The organism is Gordonibacter sp. An230 (assembly GCF_002159915.1).
Lineage (GTDB): Bacteria > Actinomycetota > Coriobacteriia > Coriobacteriales > Eggerthellaceae > Rubneribacter.
In genome coordinates this window covers 50,130-72,509 of sequence record NZ_NFJP01000020.1, presented here as the reverse complement: position 1 = coordinate 72,509, position 22,380 = coordinate 50,130, and the positions used below count along the sequence as shown (strand labels likewise).

The following is a 22,380-nucleotide window of genomic DNA, read 5'->3' as shown; positions in this document are numbered from 1 at the left end:
GAGCTCGAGCTGCTCCTGGGGCGTGTTGCCCAGCGCGTTGCCGCCGAGCGCGATGACGACGGTCTTACCTTCGCCGAGGGTATAGGGCATGGTGTCCTCCTTCAATGATGGGATGCCTTGAAAAAGGGCAGCCCCTGGCGAAAAGGGCCGCCCCAGGCCCCGCCCTCCCCCGCCGGTGCGCACCGGGTTGCCGGGAAAAGGCGGAGCCATCTGGAAAATGCCAAGATGGCGCCAGGCGTGAAGGCCGGTCGAGCTCATCCGGCAAGGGGAAAGCTTTTGGCTGCGGCGCCGGCCGATCCGGCTGGCGCCGCGCGGGATCCTGCGACTTCGCGGCCTTCGCCGCTCCGCTCAGGATGGCATTCCCGCACAGGCCGTTCGCGGCGTCAGCGAAGGGACGCGAGGTGCCCCGGATTGGCGCGAAAGCCTGAGGACGCGCATTCGGTGCACGACGAAGGCCTGGAGCGCCAAGACGGGGTGCCGCGCGCCCGCAGCGTCGAGGAGTTTCGCGGGCCGTCGGGCCCGCGAAACCGCTACTTGCCGGCCGGCTCCTGCTGCGTGATGCAGTGGATGTTGCCGCCGCCGAAGACCACCTGATCGGTCTTCACACCCACGGCCTTGTAAACGCCCTCGCCCCACGCCTCGTCGAACGCGGCCTGGATCTGCTGCACGGCCAGCGCGTCGTTCTCATCGCCGTACTGCGGCACGATGACGCCGCCGTTGACGATGAGGAAGTTCATGTACGACGCAATGAGCGGCTCGTCTGCCACGCGCGGCTCGGCATTCTCGTCAGCGTCGATGGAGTCGCAGGACGCCTGGTCCATGTACAGCGGCTTCACCGGCATGCAGAGCTTCGTCACCTCGAGCTTGCGGCCCTTGGCGTCCACCGCATTGGACAGCGTCTCGTAGGCGGCACGGCACTCGTTGTAGAACGGATAGTCCGGATCGTCAGACCAAATGCACAGCACCTTGCCGGGCGCAACGATCTGGGCGACGTCGTCGATATGGCCGTTGGTCTCCTCGGGATCGATGCCGTCCTTCACCCAGATGACCTTCTCGACGCCCAGGTACTTCTTGAGCTGCTCGTCGCAGTACGCGCGCAGCTCCTCGCTCCACGGCTCGTAGTCGGTCACCGACGCGTTGCGGCCGGGATCGAGCAGGCACATGTCGGTGGTGATGACCGTGCCCTCGCCGTCCACGTGGATGGAGCCGCCCTCGAGGATGAAGCTCTCGGGACGGTAGCGGCGGCAGCCGCTCATCTCGGCCATCTTGAGCGCGATCTGCTCGTCCTTGTCCCAGGGGAAGTACAGGCCGTTCTCGAAACCGCCGTAGGCGTTGAAGTGCCAATGCACGGCGCGCTTTCCGCCCTTGTCGTCGACTACCCAGGTGGCGCCGGTGTCGCGCACCCACGCGTCGTCGGTGGTCATCTCGATCACGGTGACGTTCTCGTCGTCCTCGAACACGGCCTTGGCGTTGGCGTAGTCGGCCTGGTTCACGCACACGGTGACGGGCTCGAACTCGGCGATGGCGCGGGCCACGTCGGCGTACTGCTTCTGGGCGGGCTTGGCGCCCCAGGCCCACGTGTCGGTGCGATGGGGCCAAGCCATCCAGACGCGGGTCTGCGGTTCGAACTCGGCCGGCATGCGGTAGCCGTCGGCCTTCGGAGTGGACTCGGACTCGTGAATGGTCTTCATGATGATCGATCCTTTCTTCGCAAAAGCTGATGACCTTTATTGCCGCCCGATCTGCCGCGTCACGACGGCGGGCCGGGCGCGAAAACCCGAAACAGACCCGGCGTCCGCCTTCGCGCGGCGCCGGAAGCGCTACGCGACCGGAGACGACGTAGGCTCGGCGTCAGCTTGCGGCTTCGCCTCGGCGCCCTCGGCCTCCGCTGCTTCTTCGGCAGCCGCCGAAGCCTCCTCCGCCAGACGCGCCTCGGCCAACTCGGGCGTCAGACCCCGGTACTCCTCGGTGCGCCCGCGCTTCGACCAGATGCGAACCGCCTCGCCCAGGAGGACGAACACCGCCACGCCCACGAGCATGGGGATCTTCGAAAGCTCCTCCTCCGAACCGTTGAGTGGCACGATGGTGGCGATGATGGACAGCACCAGCTCGATGGCGGGAATGGCCAGCATAACGTACATGAGCTTGCCCTTGAAGGGGAACGTGAAGATGCGCGTGCGGTTCGGATCGACCTTGCGCAGCTTGAGAAACGCAGGGAACATCGGGATGTAGCTGATGAGCAAGAACACGACGTTCATCGAGAACAGCATCCAGAAAATGCCCTCGGAGATGGCCGGGATCGGGATGAGCTGCAGCATGAGGGCCAGCGAGGCCACCACGCCGTTCACGATGGCCGCGCCGGTGGGCATCTCGGTCTTGGCGCTCTCATGCGAGAACACCTTGGGCATGTTGCCGTGCTTGGCGGCGTAGTCCGCCACGAAGTTCACGCCGAACGACCAGGAGGCCATGTTCGCGAACAGGGTGACGAGGAACACGAGGCAGATGATCACGAAGATCGGAGACGCCTCGCCCACCATGGTCATCACGGCGTAGATCATGCCGAAGTCCGGGTCGATCTGATCGGCCGGGATGGCCGCGCCGATGCCGAACGAGCAGAACAGGTAGATGGCGCCGATGGCGAGACCACCCAAGATGATGGCCTTGGGAATGTCGCGCTCGGGATTCTTCATGGCGCCGGCAAACGTGCAGATAACCTCGAATCCCATGAAGTTGAACAGAATGATGGACAAGTACGTGAGCGCGTTCGTGTTCGTGAGGTCGGGCAGGAACGTGGCGGGCGACATGTCGCCCGCGAACCCGTTGCTCACCGCGTACCAGATGCCCAGACAGCCCACCACCACGGCGATGAGCACCTTGAGCACGGCGCCGCCGTTCAAAATCCATGCGGAATCGGACACCTTCGAGAAGCTCATGAGCACGACGATCCACACGAACGCCAGCTCAATGGCAAGAATGACGGGCAGGTCGAACTCCACGCCGAACACCATCCCCAAGATATCGGGGAACAGCGTTCCCAGGCTGGCGATCCACAGCGGGAAGTTGATCCAGTAGTACCAGGCCACTCGGCTGCCCCACGCATCGCCGAACGCGTCGCGGATCCAATCGTACAAACCGCCGTCGCTGTCGTAGGTGGTGCCGAGCTCGGCCACCACCATGCCGTAGGGCAGAAGGAACGTGAGGATGAGGAAGATCCACCAGAAGAACTGCTGGTTGCCGATGGCGGCGGCCGGGGCCGCGGCCTCGGCCACGAACACGACGCAGATCACCGAGAGGATCACGCTGATGAATGAGAACTTCTTGACTTTATCGCCCATGTCACTCCCCTTCCAGGGGTTCGGCCCCACCAGGTCGCGTCAGCTAAGCGTCGCGGGCCCGGCCCGGTGGGGCGTTCGATCAGTGCGCCAACGATTTCCCCAGGTTGGCGTAGTGCGTCAGCGGGAGCGGCTGCGAGGCCCGCGGTTCGCGCGACGGCGAAGGCGGAGCGCGCTTCGGCACGCGGGCCCCCGCCGAGGGCCGGGCGCCGCAGCCGCCCGCAGCGCCCGGCCCGCCCCGCCGGCCGGAGGGGCGGCGGGGCGGCCGGCGGAGGGGGCTACTTGCCGATCCTCGCGAGCACCGCGCTCATGCGGGCCTCGGCCTCGTCGGCGGCCGCCTCGTCGGCCTTCCTCTCGGCCTCGTGCTGCAGGAGCAGGTAGGCGAGGATCGCGCGGATGGAGTGCTTGCGGTTCTCGGCCTCGACCCAGCACAGGCTGCGCTCGGGGTCGTCCATGACCTCGTCGACGACCTCCTCGCCGCGGGTGGCCGGCAGGCAGTGCATGAACTTGGAGCCCGGGCCGGCGAAGTCCATCATGTCCATGGTCACCTGGTACTTGGGGTAGAAGACGTCCATGTAGCTCTCGCCGCCCTCCTCCGCGTCGTAGAGGCCGTACCACACGTCGGTGTAGACGAAGTCGGCGCCCTTGACGCACTCGACGTCGTCGGAGACGGTGATCGTGCCGCCGGAGACCTTGCAGTTCTCCTCGGCGACGGCCATGATGTCGACGGTCTTGTCCACCACGAGGCCGCCGTCGGTCACCTGATGGCCCTCAGGGCCGAAGTGCACGAAGTCCATGCCCATCTTCGAGGCGATGAACATGAGCGACACGCACACCTGCGTGGCGTCGCCGACGAAGGCGAGCTTGCAGTCCTCGATCTTCTTCCCTTCCGGCAGGTTCTCGATCATCGTCATGAGGTCGCCGAGCTCCTGGGTGGGGTGGTTGAAGTCGCTCATGCCGTTGATGACGGGCACGGCGGAGTTCTTGGCGAGGCCCACCACGTCGGGGTGGCGGTTCACGCGGGCCATGAGGATGTCGACGAGCGAGCCCATGACGCGGGCCGTGTCCTCGAGCGTCTCGTGGCCGCCGAGCTGGATGGTGCCCGGGCCGAAGAACTGCGCGTGGCCGCCCAGGTCGGTCATGGCCGTCTCGAAGGAGATGCGCGTGCGGGTGGACACCTGCTGGAAGATCATGCCGAGCGTGCGGTCCTTCAGGATCAGCGGGTAGCGGCCGCCCTCCTTGATCATCGCCTTCATGGACTGCGCCAGCTCGATCATGTCGAGCAGCTCTTCCTTGGTGAAGTCGTTGGTGTCGATGTAGTCCTTCACAGCCATGCGATGCCCTTTCTGTTCGAGAAGGCGGACCGCGCACTCGCAGCCCGCCAACGGATGCGGACGGTTCTCAGATACCTGCCTAGCCCAGCTTCGCTGCGATGGCGGCCGGATCGGGCTGCTGCAGCGCCATGCAGTGGATGTTGCCGCCGCACAGCGACCATTCGCGCGTGTAGATCTTGATGATCTCGCGCTCGGGCATGATCTCGGCGAACATGTCGCACGCCACCTGGTCCATCGGATCGCCGAACTGGGGCACCAGAAGCCCTCCGTTCACGAAGTAGCTGTTGATGTACGTGACGGCCAGCGGAAGCCCGCCCTCGCGCGAGGCGGCGTCTTTGCAGATGTCGACGCCCGCGCTCTCCTCTTCCGAGATATGCATGATCTCGGGAATCGGAATCTTGTGGATCTCGAGCTTGCGGCCCTTGGCGTCGGTGGCCTCGGAGAGCACGTCGTAGGCGGCCTTCAGGTTGGGATACTGCGGATTGGACTCGTCGTCGGTCCATGACAGCGCGATCACGCCGGGGCGCACGAAGAAGCACACGTCGTCGATGTGGCCGTCGGTCTCATCGAAGGCCATGCCGTCCTCCAACCAGATGACCTTTTCAAGGTTCATGTATTCCTTGAAATAGTTCTCCACCTCTTCTTTGGTGAGATGCGGGTTGCGGTTGTGGTTGAGCACGCTGTTCTCGGTGACGATCAGGGTGCCCTCTCCGTCGATCTGCATGGCGCCGCCCTCGAACACCATCTTCGTGGCGTCGTAGGCGTCGTAGTTCTCGAGGTCGAGAAGCTTCGTGGCGAATTCCTGGTCGCGCTTCCACGGGAAGTACAGGCCGCCCTCGAGCCCGCCATACGCGTTCCAACCCCAGGTCACGCCGCGCATGTCGCCCTCGTCGTTCACGACGTAGAACGGGCCTTTGTCCTGCGCCCAGGCGTCGTCGATGGTCATCTCCACCACGCGCACCTCGTGCGGAAGGCGTGCGCGGGCGTTCTCGTACTGGGACGCGGAACAGAACACGGTGAGCGGCTCGTGCTTGACGATCTCCTTCGCCACTTCCACGAGCACGGCTTGAGCCGGCTTGCCGCCGTTGCGCCACGTGTCCTGCCGCTCGGGCCAGATGAGGAAGTCCTGCTTTCGCGGCTCGAACTCCGCGGGCATGCGGAAGCCGTCTTTTTTCGGCGTACTGTCGGTGATGATCCTCATGATTGCTCCTTCGTTCGTGCGCCCAGCGCAGCTTGACCATGACCCCATCCTACGCTCCGCGCACAACGGAGGGCAGTACCCGCGGGGAGGGCTTTGGAAGAGTACCCGGACGGGCTGGGTACCCGGGCGGGTACCCCCGACGCCCCGTCGGGACGCGCAGATGTGGTACGATACCCACATCATCATCGCAACCAGGGAAGGCAGCGAACATGATGGAACTCAGCGACGCCCGATGGAGGCAGATCGACGACCTGCTGCTCTCGCTGCACCTGCCCGACAACCTCGCCGACCTGCGCATGCGCGTTATGACCGGCTTCAAGAAGCTCGTGCCGTTCGAGAAGGGGTTCTTCGATCTGTGCGACTGCTCGGAGCGCGGGCGGTTCGTGTTCTACGACCCGGTGTCGGTGGACATGACCGAGGAGGAGCTGCTGAGCTACTACCAGCGCTACGAGCCGAGCGACTACACCACCTGGCTGTTCTCGGTGAACGAGCCCGTGGTGTACCGCGACTCCACCTTCGTCACCGACGAGATGCGCGACCGCTCGGAGCTGTACCGCGAGTGGATGATCCCCATGGACGTGCACTACAGCATGGGCAGCACCCAGGTGGGCAACGGCATGATCTACGGCTCCATCACCCTGTTCCGAACGCGCGCGTCAGGCGATTTCACCGAAGAGGAAGAGGAGTGCCTCACCGTGCTGAACCGGCATCTGTCGCGCTATCTGGCCGTCTCGCACCCCGACGGCCTACGGCGCGACAAAGGCGGGCTGCCCGTGATGGGACAGGAGAGCCTTACGGCGCGCGAGCAGGAGATCGCCGCGCTCATCGCCGAGGGGTTGAGCAACCAGCAGATCGGGCTGCGGCTGTTCATCTCGGAGAACACCGTGAAGAAGCACGTCAAGGGCGTGTATCAGAAAATGGGCGTGTCGAACCGCCACCAGCTGATGGCCGAGCTCTACCGAAGCGCCGCCATCGTAGTGGATGCGTAACGGCGGCCGCTGAGCAGCATTTTGTACAAAATTTTTCGTTTTATTGCACAATAAGGGAAGCAAAAGCCTATCGCAGAGGAGGCATGCCATGACGCCGGCCACTATCCCCGCTTCGGAATTCCGGCAGAATTTCGGCAAGTACCTGTCCCTCGTCGACGTGCAGGATTTCCAGATCACCAAGAACGGCAAGGTGGTCGGGCTTTGGACGAACCCGCATCGGGACAAGCTTTCCCTGGTCGAAAGCCTGGCGGGCAGCGTGCACGCCGAGATCGATCTCGAGCGCGATCGCGAGGAGCGGCGAGGTCGGCTATGAGGGCCTTCCTCGACACGAACGTCATCCTCGATTACCTGCTGGACAGCCGGGGCTCGTTCCATGACCCCGCCGTGCAGCTCATGAAGCTCGTCGCGTCTGGATGGATGGAAGCAGGGTTCTCAACGTCCCAAGCCACCGACCTGTACTACAGTTTGCGGAAAGCCGCAGGGGACGAAACGGCCCGCCGCTGCCTACGCGGGCTGTTCGCCCTCTGCGAGCTTTACCCCACGCCGCCCTCGGCATGCGTCGACGCGCTGGAGCTTCCCATCGCCGACTACGAAGGCGCCGTGCAGATAGAGACCGCCCGGGCGAACGGATGCGAGTTCATCATCACGAGGAACCTGCGCGACTTCGAGGACTCGTCAGTCCCGTACATCGACCCCGTGGGCTTCCTCGCGCTCTTTCATTAAACGCGCTCCCAGAGGCCGGACTTGCCGCCCTCCTTCTTGAGCAGGCGCACGTCCATGATCTCCATGCCGCGGTCGACCGCCTTGCACATGTCGTACACGGTGAGGCATGCCACGCTCGCGGCGGTGAGCGCCTCCATCTCGATGCCGGTCTTTCCGGTGACGCCGCAGGTGCAGGTCACGTGGATGCCCACGCGGCCGTCGGGTCGCTCGCCCTCGGCCACCGGCGCACACTCCACCTTCGCCTTCGTGATGTTGAGCGGATGGCACATGGGGATGAGGGAGCTCGTCTGCTTGGCGGCCATGACGCCGGCCACGCGGGCGCACGCCAGCACGTCGCCCTTCGCCGCCTTCCCCTCCACGATGAGCGCGAGCGTCTCGGGATGCATGCTGATGAAGCCTTCGGCCACGGCCACGCGCTCGGTGTCGGCCTTCTGCGACACGTCCACCATGCGGACGTCGCCTTTCTCGTCGATGTGGGTAAGCTGCCGATCAGTCATAGGGACCCTTCCTTTCAAACGGCGGTTCCAAACCGACAGGAACATGAAAACGCCGAAAATCGTACAACAGGTTACCGGCAAAACACGCAGGTTGGGGAAAAATCCGCAGGCCGATGCATAAAAGCGCGCAGATTGGCGAAAAGGAGCGCAGGACAGCGCGTCAAGCCTGCGACAAGCATCGCTTCTCCGATTCGAGAAGCGCGCGGGCGGCGCACGCTTCGGCATGCGAGCGCATGGGATCATCCGAAGGCGGCGCCTCGACGCTCTCGGCATCGTCCGGTTCCGCAAGCCGGTAGGTTTTGCAGAACCTCCACATCAACCTCCGATCTGCGACATGCCGCGCTCGGTGCCCACCTTGTCATGGTGCTCATCGGGCTTCGCGCCCAAGGCTGCGGCGAACACCGCGCGCACAGCCGCATCAACGTCCGTACCCGCTTGCCCGCGCAGCGCCGTCCGCACATCGTGCTCGTCGTCGGAGAACAAACACGGGCGCAGCTTGCCGTCGGCCGTGAGACGCAGACGGTTGCACTCGCCGCAAAAGTGGCGCGACAGCGGACTGATAAAACCCACCGTGCCCCTCGCGCCGGGAAACTCGTAGTAGCGGGCCGGACCCCAGCCGAGCGGGCGACGGCCGTCGTCGACAGGCGCGAGCTCGGGTAAACCCTGCGCACGAGCGCGCTCGTTGACGATGCCGAGCAGCTCCTCGCTCGACACGACGTCTTCAGGCCCCCAGCCGCACCCGCAGCCACCCGAGCTCTCCCCCACCGGCATGTACTCGATGAAGCGCACGTGCAACGGCCGGTCGACGGACAGCCTCGCAAACGCCAGATAGTCCTGGTTTAAGCTGCGCACGGCGACGGCGTTTATCTTCACCGGATCGAAGCCCGCCGCAAGCGCCGCTTCGATGCCGTCGAGCGTTTGACGCAGGTTCCCGCGCCGCGTGATCCCTTTGAACTGCTCCGGATCGAGCGTGTCGAGCGAGATGTTCACGCGCGACAGGCCCGCCTCCTTGAGATCTTCGGCCATCTTCGGCAGCAGCACCCCGTTCGTGGTCATCGACACGTTCTCGATGCCGGGCGTGCGCGCGATCTCGCGCACGAGATCCACGACGCCCTTGCGCACGAGCGGCTCGCCTCCGGTGAGGCGCACGCTCCTGACGCCGAGGCCCGCCGCGACGCGCACGACGCGCGCTATCTCCTCGATGCGCAGGATATCGTCATGTGAAAGCTGGCGAACGCCCTCTTCCGGCATACAGTAGATGCAGCGGAAGTTGCAGCGATCCGTCAACGATATTCGCAGGTAGTCGATGGTGCGGCCATGGATGTCCTTCATGGGAACGCTCCCTTCTCGTTTGAGAATATAATAAAGCAAATCCCCCGTCTGCGCACCAGTGATCCGGCGCCGGTTGGAACAAACCGGCGAAGCCCCACGAAGAGCCTACCGACGACACCCTCCGATACCGGGCCCGGGCCTCGGTGCCTGCTCTCGGCAAACAGGAGGTGTCGGGACGGTTCCGAAACGGAGGCGAAGCGGAATCGGCTGTTACACTGGCCAAAACCCTCTCGCCAACGAACGCCCCTTCCGAAGGGGCACGGAATCGAGGCATCATGAGAACATCCCTCCCGAAGACCCTGCGCATCGCCTGCGCCTGCCTGCTGGCGGCCACGCTTTTCCCCATCAGCGCACTGGCCGGACCCGCCAACGAAGAGCGAAACGCAAACGACGGCGCGCGCACGTCCCAGCCGATCACGAAAGTGACGGACCCCTCCACCGCCAACAGCTGGATGGACGTCTTCGACCTGCAAGATGCCGCGGGAGAGCTCGTTTACTCCACGGAGGAGGCCGGCCGTCTCTGGGTGGACAAGTCGGTGTATGCCAGCGCGGCCGACGCCGAGGCGGCGGGCATCGCGGCCGGCGAGCTCGAACATCCCGACCAAGACTTCCTCGTGAGCCTTTCCGCCATGTCGTCAGCGTCAACCGTGCGTCCCGAGCAGGAGAACCCGCACGACACCGTGTTCGTCGTGTCCCTGAACTCGACGTTGGACTCCCTCGCCTACGACGGCAAGACGCATGCGGAGCACCTCGCCGACGCGCTGAACGGCGCCATCGGCCGCCTCATGGAGGAAGAGTCCGTAAACGGCAAAAACCGCGTGGCTGTGATAGGGTACAACCTGCACACCACGGTGATGCTGCCGCTCGACTCATACGCACCCGACGCCGAAGGCCGCTACGTGAAGTTCGCCCGCAACCTTCCCGACGGCGGCAACGGCCTCGTTATCGCCGCCTCCCCCGAAACGCCCGGCGTCGAAACCGCCGAGGGACGCTTCGCCAGCTACTCCTACCCCCAGCTAGCGCTGCACGAAGCGGGGAACCTGCTCGTCGAGGCCGCGCAGTCCGCCAACGGCACCCCCCGTGCGCCCGACCTCGTTCTCATGGGCGTCGGCGCCGCGCCCGCAGCGAACGCCGACATCGCGAACCCGCCCGCTTTCACCGGCGACGAGCCCGAAGCGAACGGCTTTTTGGGCGCGTTTCCCAGCGACGACCACGTCGTGGGATTTGGATCGGACGTCGCGCTGGCCCAGCTGCTCACCATGCAAAGCGAAGCCGCGCGCGTGAACGACGCCTACCGGTCCTCCGGCCAAGATCTGAGCCTCTACACCGTCGGCTTCCGCACATCGGGAATCAGCGACTACGTGCTGCAACCGGCCTCCGTGCAGAAGTCGATGACAGTTGAGGACACCGCGGGCGGGACCACCGTGAACCTGAGGGAGAACATCGAGGAAGCCCGCGCGTTGTACGCAGAAGCCGCCGAACAGGGGGAGCCGAACGTCACCCTGCCGCTGTACGGCGCGGGACTGGGCGGCTTGCGCATGCTGAACGTGGACTTCCCCGCCCCCGTGCGGGGGCTTGTGAGCGTGCGGGACGATTTTCAGTTCACAGCGGCGGACCGCTCGTTTTCGGCCCTCGATGCCGCTGCGCTCGACGGCGCGTTCGATGCCGCGGTGGACGCCATCCTCCGCATTGAGTACCACTCCCCCGTCAACGAGAACGCCGCTGCGCCCGACGACCCTGCCGACCGATTCAACATGGAGGACGACCTGGGCGCGTTCATGAACGTGAAGCGCGTGAGAGGCATCCAGTTCGCCGGACGGCTGCTCGACGGATCGAAGGCCGCTCAGGCAATAGCGAGCGCGTTCGCCGATCCATGGGATCTCGAGGCGGCCGACCAGCTCTCGCTCGTGCTCCGCTTCCTGCAGCTACGCTACGGCATCGATTGGTGGTCAGCGTATTACCTGCTTTCCGAAGCGCTCGGAGAAGGGCAGGTGGCATGGTCGGCCTCGGACGGTTATTCGAACTTCGCCGCCTACTATGTGAATGCCGACCACCAGTTGGTGGCAGGCGAGGGCAATCCCTATCGCTTCGCGGGAAACGCGGAGGTGGCCGCTGCGAAAACCGGGAGGTGGCAGACGGAGCAAAGCGTGGATGCGGCCACACGGCAGCGAATCGAGGCCGCCCGAGCGGCCGGAGCCACCGCCGTGTGCCAAACTTACTTCTACATCGGAAACCTTGAGAACCAATACACCGGCTCCGACGTTCCCTTGTACGACTTCATGGTCATGGTGGAGACGGATCTCGACGACGGCGGCCAGCGCGTGCTGCTCAGCATCCCTCCCGACAGCATCCCCGCACGCGAGGCGTACGTGACCGAGCGAACCGACGGCACGGCCGAGATGACGCTCGAAGGAGACGCCCTCGACACCTACCCCCTGCGGCTCGTGTACGAGGTGGGTCCGCGCGGCGACGTAGCCAAGCTCGCTGACCGACTGGCCGCGGGCGAGGAAGTGAGCGTCGACGAGCTACACGCCGTTTTAGGCGACGACGCGCCCACCGACGCCTTTGGAAACTTCCTGTTGTACGCGGGCGCGTTCCAAAAGGGCGGCGCAGAGGGCATCGTGGCCGAATCGACTATGAACTCGCTCGCGAACGCCGCGAACTCCTATTACACGTTCACGAAAGACGCTCCTCTGTTCCAGCTCAAACCCGGGGAGGTCGCCCCCTCCGACGGACACCCCGCCGAAAGCCAGCTCGAGCCGCTGACATCGTCGCCGCAAACAGGTGAAACCTATTACTTCCTCGACACGTACTACACGGCAAGCGGTCTGTCCAGCGCCGCAGGCGCGCCCGCCACGGCCGTTCGCGCGTTCGACCCCTACGAGGTGGCGTTCTCGGGCGACGAGATCGCCCGTCATTTCCACGCCGATGCGCAGGGGAACTACTTCGTGCTGGCGGGAACGCCGAAGTTCAGCGCATCGACCGTGCTGGCCGATTACGCGAAGCATCCCAACGCCACGGCCACCGCACCCTACGTGAAAACCATCTCCGTCTCCGAGTACCAAGCGGCCGACCGAACGCTGCTCTCGGCTCGCCTCGGCAACAACGGAGTGCTGACGCTTTCGCCCGCGCAGAAAGCCGGATCGCTGACCGTATCGAAGACCTTAGCGGCGGGCGGAGCATCCTCGCAGATCACCGCAGCCGACCGCGCGCAGGAGTTCACCTTCCGCATCACGCTGGCCGACAAGGCGGGCTCGCCGCTTTCAGGCACGGTGGCCGCAAAGGGCGAAGGCGGCGCGGAAAGCGGAATCCTCTCGCTCGACGAGCATGGAGCCGTTCAGTTAAGCTTGGCCGACGGGCAGTCCCTCACGCTTACCGACCTGCCCGAGGGCACCCGGTTCTCCGTGGAGGAGCAGGATGCGGCAGCGCACGGGTTCAAGCCGTCGTTCGTCGTGAGGACGGAGGCGGATGGAGAAGACGAAGCGCTATCGGACGGAGCAACCGACGACGGAGCGCGCGCAGGCGACATAGCGGGCGGCACGATCACCGCCGACCAGCGCACCGAGACGGCGTTCACCAACACGAAGCAGGCGGGCGCGCTCACGCTGTCGAAACGCGTGGAGGGCAACGGCGCCGACCCCTCGCGCACCTTCGCCTTCGCGGTGCGCCTCGCGGACGCCGAGGGCGCGCCCGTCTCAGGCGAGTTCCCCTACACGCAGTCCTTGGGCGGAAGCGCAGAGGGCACGTACGACGGCATTGCCATGGCCGACGAGAACGGAGACCTTGTGTTGGAGGGCGGTGCGCCGATGTTCCTCGCATCCGACCAGTCCATCACCGTGAGCGGGCTGCCGGTGGGCACCGCTTACGTCGCGTGGGAAACCGACGCAGACGGATACGAGACGACCGTGCGGAAAGCGACGGACGGCGGCGCGGCGGAAGAGAGCGACGGATCCGGCCGCATCGAGGAGGCCGAGCAAGCGGACACGCTCACGTTCACGAACGCGCGCTGGCTCTACGGCACTTTGAACCTCTCCAAACAGGTGTCGGGCACGCAGGCCGACGCCGGTAAAACGTTCGACTTCACCGTGACGCTCGAAGACGGCACGGGAGAACCGCTCTCTGGCACGGTAGACTACACGGTAACCGATGCAGACGGCACCGTTGTTCCCGGCCAGACCCCGCTCGATCCGCAGGGCCGCTTCACCGTGGGGTTGAAAGGCGGCCAGACGCTCATCGCGGACAAGCTACTGCAAGGCACCCGCTACGTCATCGAAGAGGCCGACTACGCCTCCGACCACTATATCGTGAAGAGGGAGAACGCCGAAGGCGTGATCGGCCCTGAACCGGCCTTGGCACGCTTTACCAACGTGAAACAGCCAGGGGCGCTGGGCATCGCGAAGCTGGTGGGCGGCAATGCAGGCGACAAGCAGGCCTCTTACTCCTTCGCCGTCGATGTGGAGGACCTGTTCGCGCACAGCGCACCCGAGGAGACGGAACGCGCATTCGATGCCGTGCGCTACCTCCCCGACGGCTCCACCGTATCCGAACGCGTCACATTCGCCCGCACGTCGACCATGGGCGGAGCGCCGGATGCGGACGATGAGACGGCGGGCGCTGCCGACGGCCCAGGCGCAGCATCCGGCACCGCAGGAACCGCAGAGGTGACGCTCCGCCACAACGAGGGCCTGCTCATCGAAGGGCTGGATTCCGACTCAGCCTTCACCGTGACCGAGATCGGTGCGGAAGACCTTATCGCGGACGGCTACACCATCTATTCCGGCAGCGACCAAAGCGGCAGTTTGCAGGAGGGATACGTGCACGAGGGCGCGCTCGCCTCAGAGGCCGCCGTGGGCGTGTATTTTGCGAACGTTAAGGACGCGTTCGGCAACCTTGCGATCACGAAGCAACCAGCCGGCAACGCCGCCGAGGACGAAGCTGCGGCAGGCCGCACGTTCGCGTTCGCCATCGACGCGCGCGACGGGCAGGGCACGCCCCTCGCAGGCGCGTTCGAGGCCGCACTCGAAGGCCCGGACGGCACCGCCTCCCCGCAGACCGTCGTGTTCGCGAACGGCCTCGCGCGCGTTGAGCTGCCCGCCCCCGCCACGCTCACCATCGAGGACCTGCCTGCGCAGACCGCCTACACGGTAAGCGAGCAGAGCCTTGCTGCCGAAGGCTACTCAACGGAAGCCGTCGGCGCGGAAGGGACCGTAACGGCCAACGAAACCGCTGTCGCATCCTTCACCAACCGCAAGGAGTACGTGCCCGCCGCCATCGAGTTTGCGGGCACGGAAGTGCTGCGCGGCCGCAACGAAGCGGCCGGCGAGTTCGCGTTCCAGCTGTACGAAGCCGACGGGACCACGCCCGTCCTCGATGCGAACGGAAATCCCGTCACGACCGTGAACCGTGCCGCGAGCGCGGGCGTCGCCACCGGCTTCACGCTGCGCGGCCTGCAAGCGAGCGAGCCGGGCACTTACACCTACGTGGTGCGGGAGCACGCGCCCGACGGAACCGAGCCGCTGCCGGGCGTCGCCTACGACGAGCGCGCTTACGAGGCGACCGTCACCGTCGCGCAGGATGCGCGCGGGCAGCTGTCCGTCTCGTCAATCTCGTTCCGAGTGGACGGCCAGCCCGTGCCCGGCATTGCGTTCGTGAACCAATACCGCACGTCGTCGGGCGCCTTCTCGCTCGTCGCCCACAAGAGCATCACGGGAACAGAGCTCGAAGCCGGCGCGTTCGCGTTCACCGCGCAGGAGATCGACCCCGACACCGAGGCCCCCGTCGGTCGGGAGATCGTCGCCCGCAACGATGCGGACGGCACGGTCTCCTTCCCAAGCATCGACGCGAGCGTGCCGCTGGGAGACGAGGTGCGACGCTCGTTCCTCGTGAGCGAGAGCATTCCCGGAAACGCCACGGCCGACACCGGTTTTTCCGCAGGCGGCGTAACCTACGACACCGTCCGGCACCGCGTGGACGTGATGGGCGCCGACACGGACGGCACGGGCGCGCTCACGTTCGCGATTAGCGAGGAGCCGACGTTCCGAAACAGCTACGACGACGAAGCCGCTGTGGTGTCCGGACTCACCGTGCAAAAGGTGCTCGCCGGACGCGATTGGCAAGAGGGCGACTCGTTCACGTTCGCGCTACGCGCCGCAAACGCCGTGGACGCAGACGGAAAGCCCCTCGCGTCAGGTGCGCCGCTGCCGCCGTCCAGCACGATCTCCATCGGCGCCTTCGACGCGGCTGCGCAAAACGCCGTCACCGCGGGCAGCGCCGTGGAGAAAACGTTCGGCGACATCGCGTTCACCGAGCCGGGCACCTACGAGTACAGCCTGTTCGAGCAGGCCGCGGATGCGGGCGGCAACGCGGCGAGCGGCCTCGACTACTCGAGCGCGCTCTACACGCTCACCGTGGACGTGACCTCGGACGGACAGGGCCATCTCGTCGCCTCGCCCACGCTCGCCGCCGTCACCGACGACGCGGGCGAACCCGCCGAAGACGCCAGCGGATGCGGCCTGACCGCGCGCTTCGGCAACACCTACTCGAACTCCGCGTTCGCCTCCTTCGACGGCGCGGTCGAATACACCGACAAGAGCGGCACACGGCCTCTGGAAAACGACCTGTTCACGTTTAGCATCAAAGCCGTAGGCGACAACGCCGAGAGCGCGCCGCGGCCCAAGCTCTCCGAAGCGGGCAATGCGGGCGGGCTGTTCACGTTCGGGTCAGCCGAGATCGAGCATGACGACGATCTGGCGGGACAGACGTTTTACTACGAGGTGCGGCAAACGATCCCCGAGGGAGCGCGCTACAGCGAGGACGGCTCCACGGCCACGCTGGACGGGATGACATACGATGCGCGCGTGCAGACCATCACGGTGCACGTCGTGCAAGAAGAGGGCGCCGACGGCGGGCACCGGATGGCCGTCGTCGTGGAGTACCCCGCCGGGGAGGACGCCCTCCAAAACCGCGTGGTGTTCCACAACAGCTACATGCAGCCCGATCCCGGCCCGGAACCCGGACCCGAACCGAGCCCCGACCCGGATCATCCCGCCGAGGACGGGGAAGGAGGAGGAAACGCGCCCGACGGCGCGGACGGCGGAACGGCCGCAAGCGAGCCTCTCGCACCCCTCGGCGACCCGTGCGACCGGAGATCCGCCGCGCTGGCCGCGATCGCACTGGGCTCCCTCGTCGTCACCGCTCTGGCAGCGCTCGTCGCCAACACCCGGGGCATCGCGCCCGCAAAGCCGGCGCGCAGACCGCGCCTGTGAGGGATGTCCCTTCCCGCGCGCGAACAGCGCCAGAAGAAGGCCGAGCGGCGAGGAAGCCGACTTGAGTCGGCAGCGGCATCGAGCCTGCTTGCAAACCGGCCGACCGGCATCGGCGCGAACCCCCTCGCGGAGGACGCCTCGCATGACGACGCGCCCTCCGCGCAGCTCGGGTTCGTTCCGCGCCGGTCAAGGGCCCCTCCGCTCGGCAGGCTCAAACGGGCAAAGCACGCGAGATCAGAGTCGGAGCAACATGAAGTTCGCGGTGAGCCCCGCTGCGGTCCCCAACAGCATCACGCGCTGGCCCGGAAGAACGCGACCGCTCTCCATGGCCAAGCACAAGGCGAAGGGAATGGACCCGGACACCATGTTGCCGTACTCCCGGACCACGTCTATGTAGCCGCCGGACGCCACGCCGAGCCTCTTCATGATGGCGCCGAGCATGCGGCTCGCCTGATGGGGAACGATGAACGGCACGTCGTCTCTGGACACGCCGCAATCGGAAAGGCATTCGCCCACGAACGGGATGAGCTTTTTCGTCGCAAGGCGCGCCGTTCGCAGTCCGTCCATGGTGAAATAGTATTCGCTGCGGTTCTCGTCGGTGATCGCATGCGCGCTCGACAACGACCCTCCGCGCGGTATCTCGGTGCAGCTGATCCCCTCCGACCACGTGGCCTGCCTGGAGTACTCGACGCCCGCGCCGTCGGAGGAGGGCTCCACGACAAACGCCGTGCACACGTCGGAGAACAGCTCGTAGCTCTCGCGTTCCTCCGGATTCAGCGCCGCGGAGGCGATGTCGCCCGACACGATGAGGATGCGGCTGTACCGGCCGCACGCGATGAGGCACGATGCCATGTCGAGCGCCGTGACGAAGCTCGTGCAGCTGGAATTGACGTCGAAGGCCGGGGTTCCCTCGACCGCGCCGACCCGTTCGTGGACCAGCGCGGCATTGCACGGGATCGCCTTCAACGGCGTGGCCATGCCCGCCACGATGCAGTCGACGTCCCCGATCGTCGCTCCGGCGGATTCCAATGCGCACTCGACCGCCTCCTCGACAAGGGCGAGATAGCCTCCGGGATGCGCCAGACGATAGCGCACCTGGTCTCCGAACGTCACCTTGCGGACGGGCAGGGCGTATCCGCTCCCCGCGATCCTCATGCCTTTCGACTCGTTCATATCGTCCTCCTATCGCTCCCGTTTACCACCGAGGTCGGCGAGCCTTCTCCCGACAGCGAGTCGTCGGCCCTCCTCCGCTCGACCCGCCTCATCTTTCCTCCCCCATGCGGCTTGTAGTCCGCGAACTCGAGGGAGGGCATCTCGAACCCCTGGGCGTCCGCCAACCTCTCGAACTCGCTTCGTATGGATCGTCGCACGTCCTCTCCAACCGATGCGTGCACCGTGAGCCCGCCGTCGGGAACCTGGACCACCCGGTACTCGGACACCTCCCCCGCCATCAGCACGCATCGGCGAACGATGTCCGGAAACACCTGGATCTCGCCTCCGCCGACCGCAGGGAAGCGCAGCGCGTCGTCCAGCCTTCCCTCAATGCGCTCCAGGCGCAAAAAGCAGGAACCGCATGGGCAGGGCTCGGCGTTCTCCACAAGCACGTCGTCGAGGCGATAGCGGATGATGGGCTGCGTCCTCCGCGTGAAGTCGGTTATGATCGGAGAGAACCTGCGGTCGTCGAGATACGACCGCTCGACGCTCACCACGTCCTCGTTCATATGCAAAGATCCATGGTCGCACGTCACGGCGAGGCACCCTTCGGTGCACTGGTAGACTTGGTGCACGAACGGCACGTCGAACGCTTCGAGTATCCGCTTTTCGTCTTGCGGCTCGAGCACTTCGGCTATCGACACCAATCGGCCGGGGTCGATGCCCACCTGCCCGCTCGCGCGCATGCGGGCCAGCTCCAGCAGCACGGACGGCTGCCCGACCAGTATGGTCGGATCGAGCTCGTTCAACCGCTCGACGTGCGCGTCGAGCGGCTTCAGTATGTCGAAGAACTCGAACCGCAAGCGCTTCGACGCGACGGCCTGGTACAGATTGCTGTTTGCTCGCATGAAGAACGCGACGCGATGCCCTTTGAGCAGCTCGCCCGGCACGAGACGGGCCAGCACGAACCCCGCCCACATGAAACGCTCCCGATCGCTCACGAGAAACGCGCCGCGCCGACCCGACGTGCCGGAGCTCAGGCCGACGCTCACCCGCCCCAGCTTGTCCGAGAACGACCGCGCGCGCTCGCCCTCCAGGGCGAACCCGATCGCTTCCTTTTCAGCAACGCCGACGCGGTTCAGCGAAGAGAACGAGTCCATGAAGCGGCTCTTGTCCATCGTGGGGAGCTCGTCGACAGGAAGCTTCCCCATGCCGCGATAGTAAGGAATGCTCCTCGCCGCTCTCCGGACGCATCGTCGAACCTGTCTGCGCTGCCACCGGTCGAACGCGGCGCGGTTCCCCTTATCGCGTCGTCGCCGATATTTCAGATAGTACAGCATCACGCTGGCCGTCTTCAGCATACGGTCCCTCCTTGAACAGGTCGTGGGAAAACACGATGTCTATCTCCGGGTGGTCGGCCTTCATCCGGGCGAGGCTTCGGGCCGTGGCGCAATATGCGTCGAAATCGCGTTGAACGAGCCGGGGCAGAAGCTTCATCTCCCCTGCAAGGTCGAGGAACTCGGCACCCCACGCCGCATCCGCCGCGAGCAGCACGCGCTGGCAGGGCAGATAGAGGCCGATCTGGCCAACCGCATGCCCCTCCAAGGAGACCGCGAACGCCGCGCCGTCGCCGAACACGTCGAACACCGCGCCGAAGTAGCGGGACAGCAGCTCGTGCCCAACGGGCGGGCCGAGCGCCCTTCTGGACCGGGGAAGCGCGCGAGCCATGTTGGCGAACACCAGATCGCGAACGGACGGGCGCTCGATGGCGGCGGCCGCCTCGGAAGAGAGGATGATCGAGGCGTCCGGAAAGAAGCTCGCCCCGCCCATGTGGTCGGGATGGGCGTGGGACAGCACGATCCCCTTCACCTGCGCGGGGTCGATCCCGAACCGCAAAAGCCTCAGAGGGATCGAATCCTTTGGGCGCATCGTCACGGGATTCAAAAGCCCGTACACCGCCGAGACGACGCCGTTCTCGCGCACCGCTTGCGAGTACCCCGCGTCGAACAAAAACCCTCCGAGCTTGCTGTGCTCGAAATACGCGGCCAGAGCGGGGAACTCCCGCACGCCCTCGTCCCTCGAGCGCCCTTTGAACATCCGGGATGTCCGATTGGAGCAGCTGCCGCATCGCAGAAGCACGAGCCGCTCGACGCGCGCGCGGCCATCCGACGCGCAGCAGCCCCCGTCAGCGCCGCGCATCGCACAGGGCCCGGTGCTCGGCATAGCGCCTCACCCCCTCCGCGAGCGTCACGTAAGGCTCGTACCCCAAGATGCGGCGAGACGCCTCTATGTCGAGCGTCTGGCTGTAGCCGAGCGTGCAAATCACGTAACGCGTCAGCAGCGGCTCGGCCTGCGACCCGACCGCCCGGCAGACAAGTTCCAGTGCGCCCGCCAGCACGTACATCGGAACGCGCGGCAAACGACGGAACCGGTGCTCGAGGCCCAGCTCGTCGAGCAGCATCGAGGCCGCTTCGCGGAATTCCATGGGCTCCCCGTTCGTGATGTTGAACGCCCGCCCCGGGGCTTCCGGGGCCTCCATGCACAACCTGCACGCACGCGCCACGTTTTCAACGCAAGTCAGATCGACGATCGCCCTTCCTCCGTCGAACAGGGGTATGCCGCCCTCCCTCCAAGCTCGCAACAGGCGCGGCGCGATGCTGGTGTCGCCGGCCCCGATGAGCCCCCTCGGCCGCATGACGACCACTTCGAGCCCGCGCTCGGCAAAGCCCTCCAAAAGCTTTTCGGCCATGATCTTGGACCGTATGTACCCGTTGAGGCGGTTCTCGGGATCGAACTCGTCTTCCCGCACGCCAAGCCGGTCTCGGCGCTGCGCGTAGATGCTCGGCGACGACACGAACACGAGCCTTCGCACCCCGTGCTCCACGCAGAGCTCCGCAACGGCGCGCGTGCCCTCCACGTTGACCGAGCGGAAGTCCTCCCATCGGCCCCATGCCGAGGAGAGCGCCCCCGCATGGACGACGGCGTCGACGCCCTCGAAGAACGGGCGGCACGACCCTTTGTCGCGCAGGTCGCCACGGCAGAACCTCGCCCCCTCGGCCTTAAGGCTTGCGCCGCGCGCCTCGTCGCGGCCAAGCGCGCGCACGCGATACGAAGGGAGCAGCTCCCTTACCACGTATCCCCCCAAAAACCCGGTGGCGCCGGTGACGAGAGCGGTCCTCATGCGATCCTCCTGCCCTGCTGGGCTGCGACCGCCGCGCCCATGCAAGCGTCCAACCGGGACATCAGCCGCTCGAGACGCACCTCGCCCACCTGGGCGGCCATGCCCTCGTTCCACGTCGACCTGAGGACGCGTGCTTGCTCGACCTGCAAAGCGAGGGGCCGATCAGGCCGTGCGACGATGCCGAAGCCCAGTTTCTCGGCGCGACGGCATGAGAGCATCTGCTCTCCCTGACGGGGGAACATCAGACACGGGACGCCGGCCCTTATGCTCTCGGACAGGCTGTTGATCCCTCCGGCAGTCAGGAACACGTCGACGTTGCGAAGCGCTTCAAGCTGATCGAAAGAGCGTCGAACAGCGAAACGGCAACCCGCCATGAGCACGTCCCCTTCGCAACCGAGCGCCCCCGCCCCATCGCTCACGTAGGCGCCAGTATAGCCCGCATCGGCCACCCCTTCCATCATGAGACGCAGAAGCTCGGGGTCGCCGTTGAAGACCGTGCCGAGCGACACGTAGGCCCTCGGCCCTTCGGGCAGCGGCGGAACGCAACCCTTTCCTCCTGATGGGCGCAAAGCACTTGAGGGTCCCAGGAAAAAGCAAGGGCTTCGAAATCCCATGCCCCCAGGCTGCATGACGCGCGAGAACGAGAACACGCGCAGCGAATGGGGGTTGAGCAGCACATCGACGAGGCTAAACCCTTCGAATCCATATCGGCGCGCAAGCTCTTTGCTCGCGCGCCGCGCCGAGGACAGGCACGGCGCGCCCTCGAGAGAGCTCCTCCAAAACCTCCGCGCGTACGCCACTCCCGACACGCTCGCAATCCTGCTCACCGACACGAACGAGCAGAACGACACGGCGGGGACTCCGAGGAGCTCCGCCACGCGAGAACCCCAATGCGCGGCGCTGTCGTGCACGATCAAGCGGGGGGCGTCGGCACGCGCCGCGCAGATCAGATCGTCCAGCATGACGAGCGTGCAGTTCAGCACCCGCTCGTAGAATCGAAGCACGTTGGAACCGTCTTTCAGGTCGACCTCGCCCTCTGAAAAAGGATAGGCCCTGAACTCAGCCCCCACGGACTCCAAAACCCCCTTGTAACGCTCCCCCGAATAGGCTATCACCCTGTCCCCGCGCACCGTAAGCCTCTCGACCACAGCCAGCATCGCATTGACATGCCCCGTAGCCGGAATGGTGAACACCGTGATCGTACGCATGACCCCGCCTTTCTCTTCGGAAGGTCGCCGCCGTTTCCTCTCCGCCCTTCCTGATTCGCCTTCCTACTTTATAGTCTTATGTATCTATAGTAACATATGTCTATAAAATAGCAAGAATTTTCGGAGACAAATGTAGATAAAAGGAGAATCGGGCCGCTCTTGTGAG

At 65.5% G+C, this 22,380-nt stretch carries 15 protein-coding genes; 4 read left to right on the top strand and 11 right to left on the bottom strand.

Going from position 1 to position 22,380, the window contains the following annotated elements; translation table 11 throughout:
* Window positions 1–530: 530 nt before the first annotated feature.
* From aguA (B5F40_RS10880) to aguA (B5F40_RS10865), 4 genes are all read right to left on the bottom strand, one after another.
* Window positions 531–1,691 (bottom strand): agmatine deiminase, encoded by a 1,161-nt coding sequence (aguA, locus tag B5F40_RS10880; RefSeq protein ID WP_087194359.1) that lies wholly within the window; start codon window positions 1,689–1,691, stop codon window positions 531–533.
* A gap of 129 nt (window positions 1,692–1,820) precedes the next feature.
* Window positions 1,821–3,335, bottom strand: a complete 1,515-nt coding sequence (locus tag B5F40_RS10875) for an APC family permease (protein ID WP_087194358.1) — start codon at window positions 3,333–3,335, stop codon at window positions 1,821–1,823.
* 275 nt (window positions 3,336–3,610) lie between these two features.
* Window positions 3,611–4,666: a putrescine carbamoyltransferase gene (gene ptcA, locus B5F40_RS10870; RefSeq protein ID WP_087194357.1), complete on the bottom strand. Its 1,056-nt coding sequence runs from the start codon at window positions 4,664–4,666 to the stop codon at window positions 3,611–3,613.
* A gap of 79 nt (window positions 4,667–4,745) precedes the next feature.
* Entirely contained in the window at window positions 4,746–5,867 is a 1,122-nt protein-coding gene (aguA, locus tag B5F40_RS10865) for an agmatine deiminase (RefSeq protein WP_087194356.1), read from the bottom strand.
* 209 nt (window positions 5,868–6,076) lie between these two features.
* Here aguA (B5F40_RS10865) and B5F40_RS10860 point away from each other — a divergent pair, with 209 nt between their 5' ends.
* The 3 genes from B5F40_RS10860 to B5F40_RS10850 all read left to right on the top strand — a co-directional run bounded on the left by B5F40_RS10860 (window position 6,077) and on the right by B5F40_RS10850 (window position 7,579).
* A complete protein-coding gene (locus B5F40_RS10860) occupies window positions 6,077–6,856 on the top strand; it encodes a helix-turn-helix transcriptional regulator (protein WP_162610962.1) in 780 nt (259 codons plus the stop codon).
* 88 nt (window positions 6,857–6,944) lie between these two features.
* Window positions 6,945–7,169 (top strand): type II toxin-antitoxin system Phd/YefM family antitoxin, encoded by a 225-nt coding sequence (locus tag B5F40_RS10855; RefSeq protein WP_087194354.1) that lies wholly within the window; start codon window positions 6,945–6,947, stop codon window positions 7,167–7,169.
* Window positions 7,166–7,579: a PIN domain-containing protein gene (locus tag B5F40_RS10850; RefSeq protein WP_087194353.1), complete on the top strand. Its 414-nt coding sequence runs from the start codon at window positions 7,166–7,168 to the stop codon at window positions 7,577–7,579. The genes B5F40_RS10855 and B5F40_RS10850 overlap by 4 nt, the downstream gene beginning before the upstream one ends.
* Here B5F40_RS10850 and moaC read toward each other — a convergent pair.
* On the bottom strand, window positions 7,576–8,076 hold the full coding sequence (gene moaC, locus B5F40_RS10845; RefSeq protein WP_087194352.1) for a cyclic pyranopterin monophosphate synthase MoaC: 501 nt from the start codon (window positions 8,074–8,076) through the stop codon (window positions 7,576–7,578). The two genes, B5F40_RS10850 and moaC, sit on opposite strands and share 4 nt — an antisense overlap.
* A gap of 315 nt (window positions 8,077–8,391) precedes the next feature.
* Window positions 8,392–9,408 (bottom strand): GTP 3',8-cyclase MoaA, encoded by a 1,017-nt coding sequence (gene moaA / locus B5F40_RS10840; RefSeq protein ID WP_087194351.1) that lies wholly within the window; start codon window positions 9,406–9,408, stop codon window positions 8,392–8,394.
* Window positions 9,409–9,683: 275 nt separating this feature from the next.
* Here moaA and B5F40_RS10835 point away from each other — a divergent pair, with 275 nt between their 5' ends.
* Window positions 9,684–16,673, top strand: coding sequence for a DUF7601 domain-containing protein (locus B5F40_RS10835; protein ID WP_087194350.1), 6,990 nt, complete (start codon window positions 9,684–9,686; stop codon window positions 16,671–16,673).
* Between the two features lie 234 nt (window positions 16,674–16,907).
* Here B5F40_RS10835 and B5F40_RS10830 read toward each other — a convergent pair whose 3' ends face one another.
* From B5F40_RS10830 to B5F40_RS10810, 5 genes are read right to left on the bottom strand one after another with little or no spacing between them, the layout of a single operon-like run.
* The gene (locus B5F40_RS10830; protein ID WP_087194349.1) at window positions 16,908–17,846 is read right to left on the bottom strand and encodes a 3-oxoacyl-[acyl-carrier-protein] synthase III C-terminal domain-containing protein; all 939 of its coding nucleotides are present in this window, start codon (window positions 17,844–17,846) and stop codon (window positions 16,908–16,910) included.
* Window positions 17,843–19,186 (bottom strand): F390 synthetase-related protein, encoded by a 1,344-nt coding sequence (locus B5F40_RS10825; protein WP_087194348.1) that lies wholly within the window; start codon window positions 19,184–19,186, stop codon window positions 17,843–17,845. The genes B5F40_RS10830 and B5F40_RS10825 overlap by 4 nt, the downstream gene beginning before the upstream one ends.
* Window positions 19,128–20,048 carry an MBL fold metallo-hydrolase gene (locus tag B5F40_RS10820; RefSeq protein WP_087194365.1) on the bottom strand — a complete coding sequence of 307 codons (921 nt, stop codon included), beginning with the start codon at window positions 20,046–20,048 and terminating at the stop codon, window positions 19,128–19,130. The genes B5F40_RS10825 and B5F40_RS10820 overlap by 59 nt, the downstream gene beginning before the upstream one ends.
* Entirely contained in the window at window positions 20,011–21,006 is a 996-nt protein-coding gene (locus B5F40_RS10815; protein ID WP_087194347.1) for an NAD-dependent epimerase/dehydratase family protein, read from the bottom strand. Before B5F40_RS10815 ends, B5F40_RS10820 begins: the two co-directional genes overlap by 38 nt.
* Complete coding sequence (locus tag B5F40_RS10810) at window positions 21,003–22,214, bottom strand: hypothetical protein (protein ID WP_087194346.1); 1,212 nt, start codon at window positions 22,212–22,214, stop codon at window positions 21,003–21,005. Before B5F40_RS10810 ends, B5F40_RS10815 begins: the two co-directional genes overlap by 4 nt.
* Window positions 22,215–22,380: the final 166 nt, after the last annotated feature.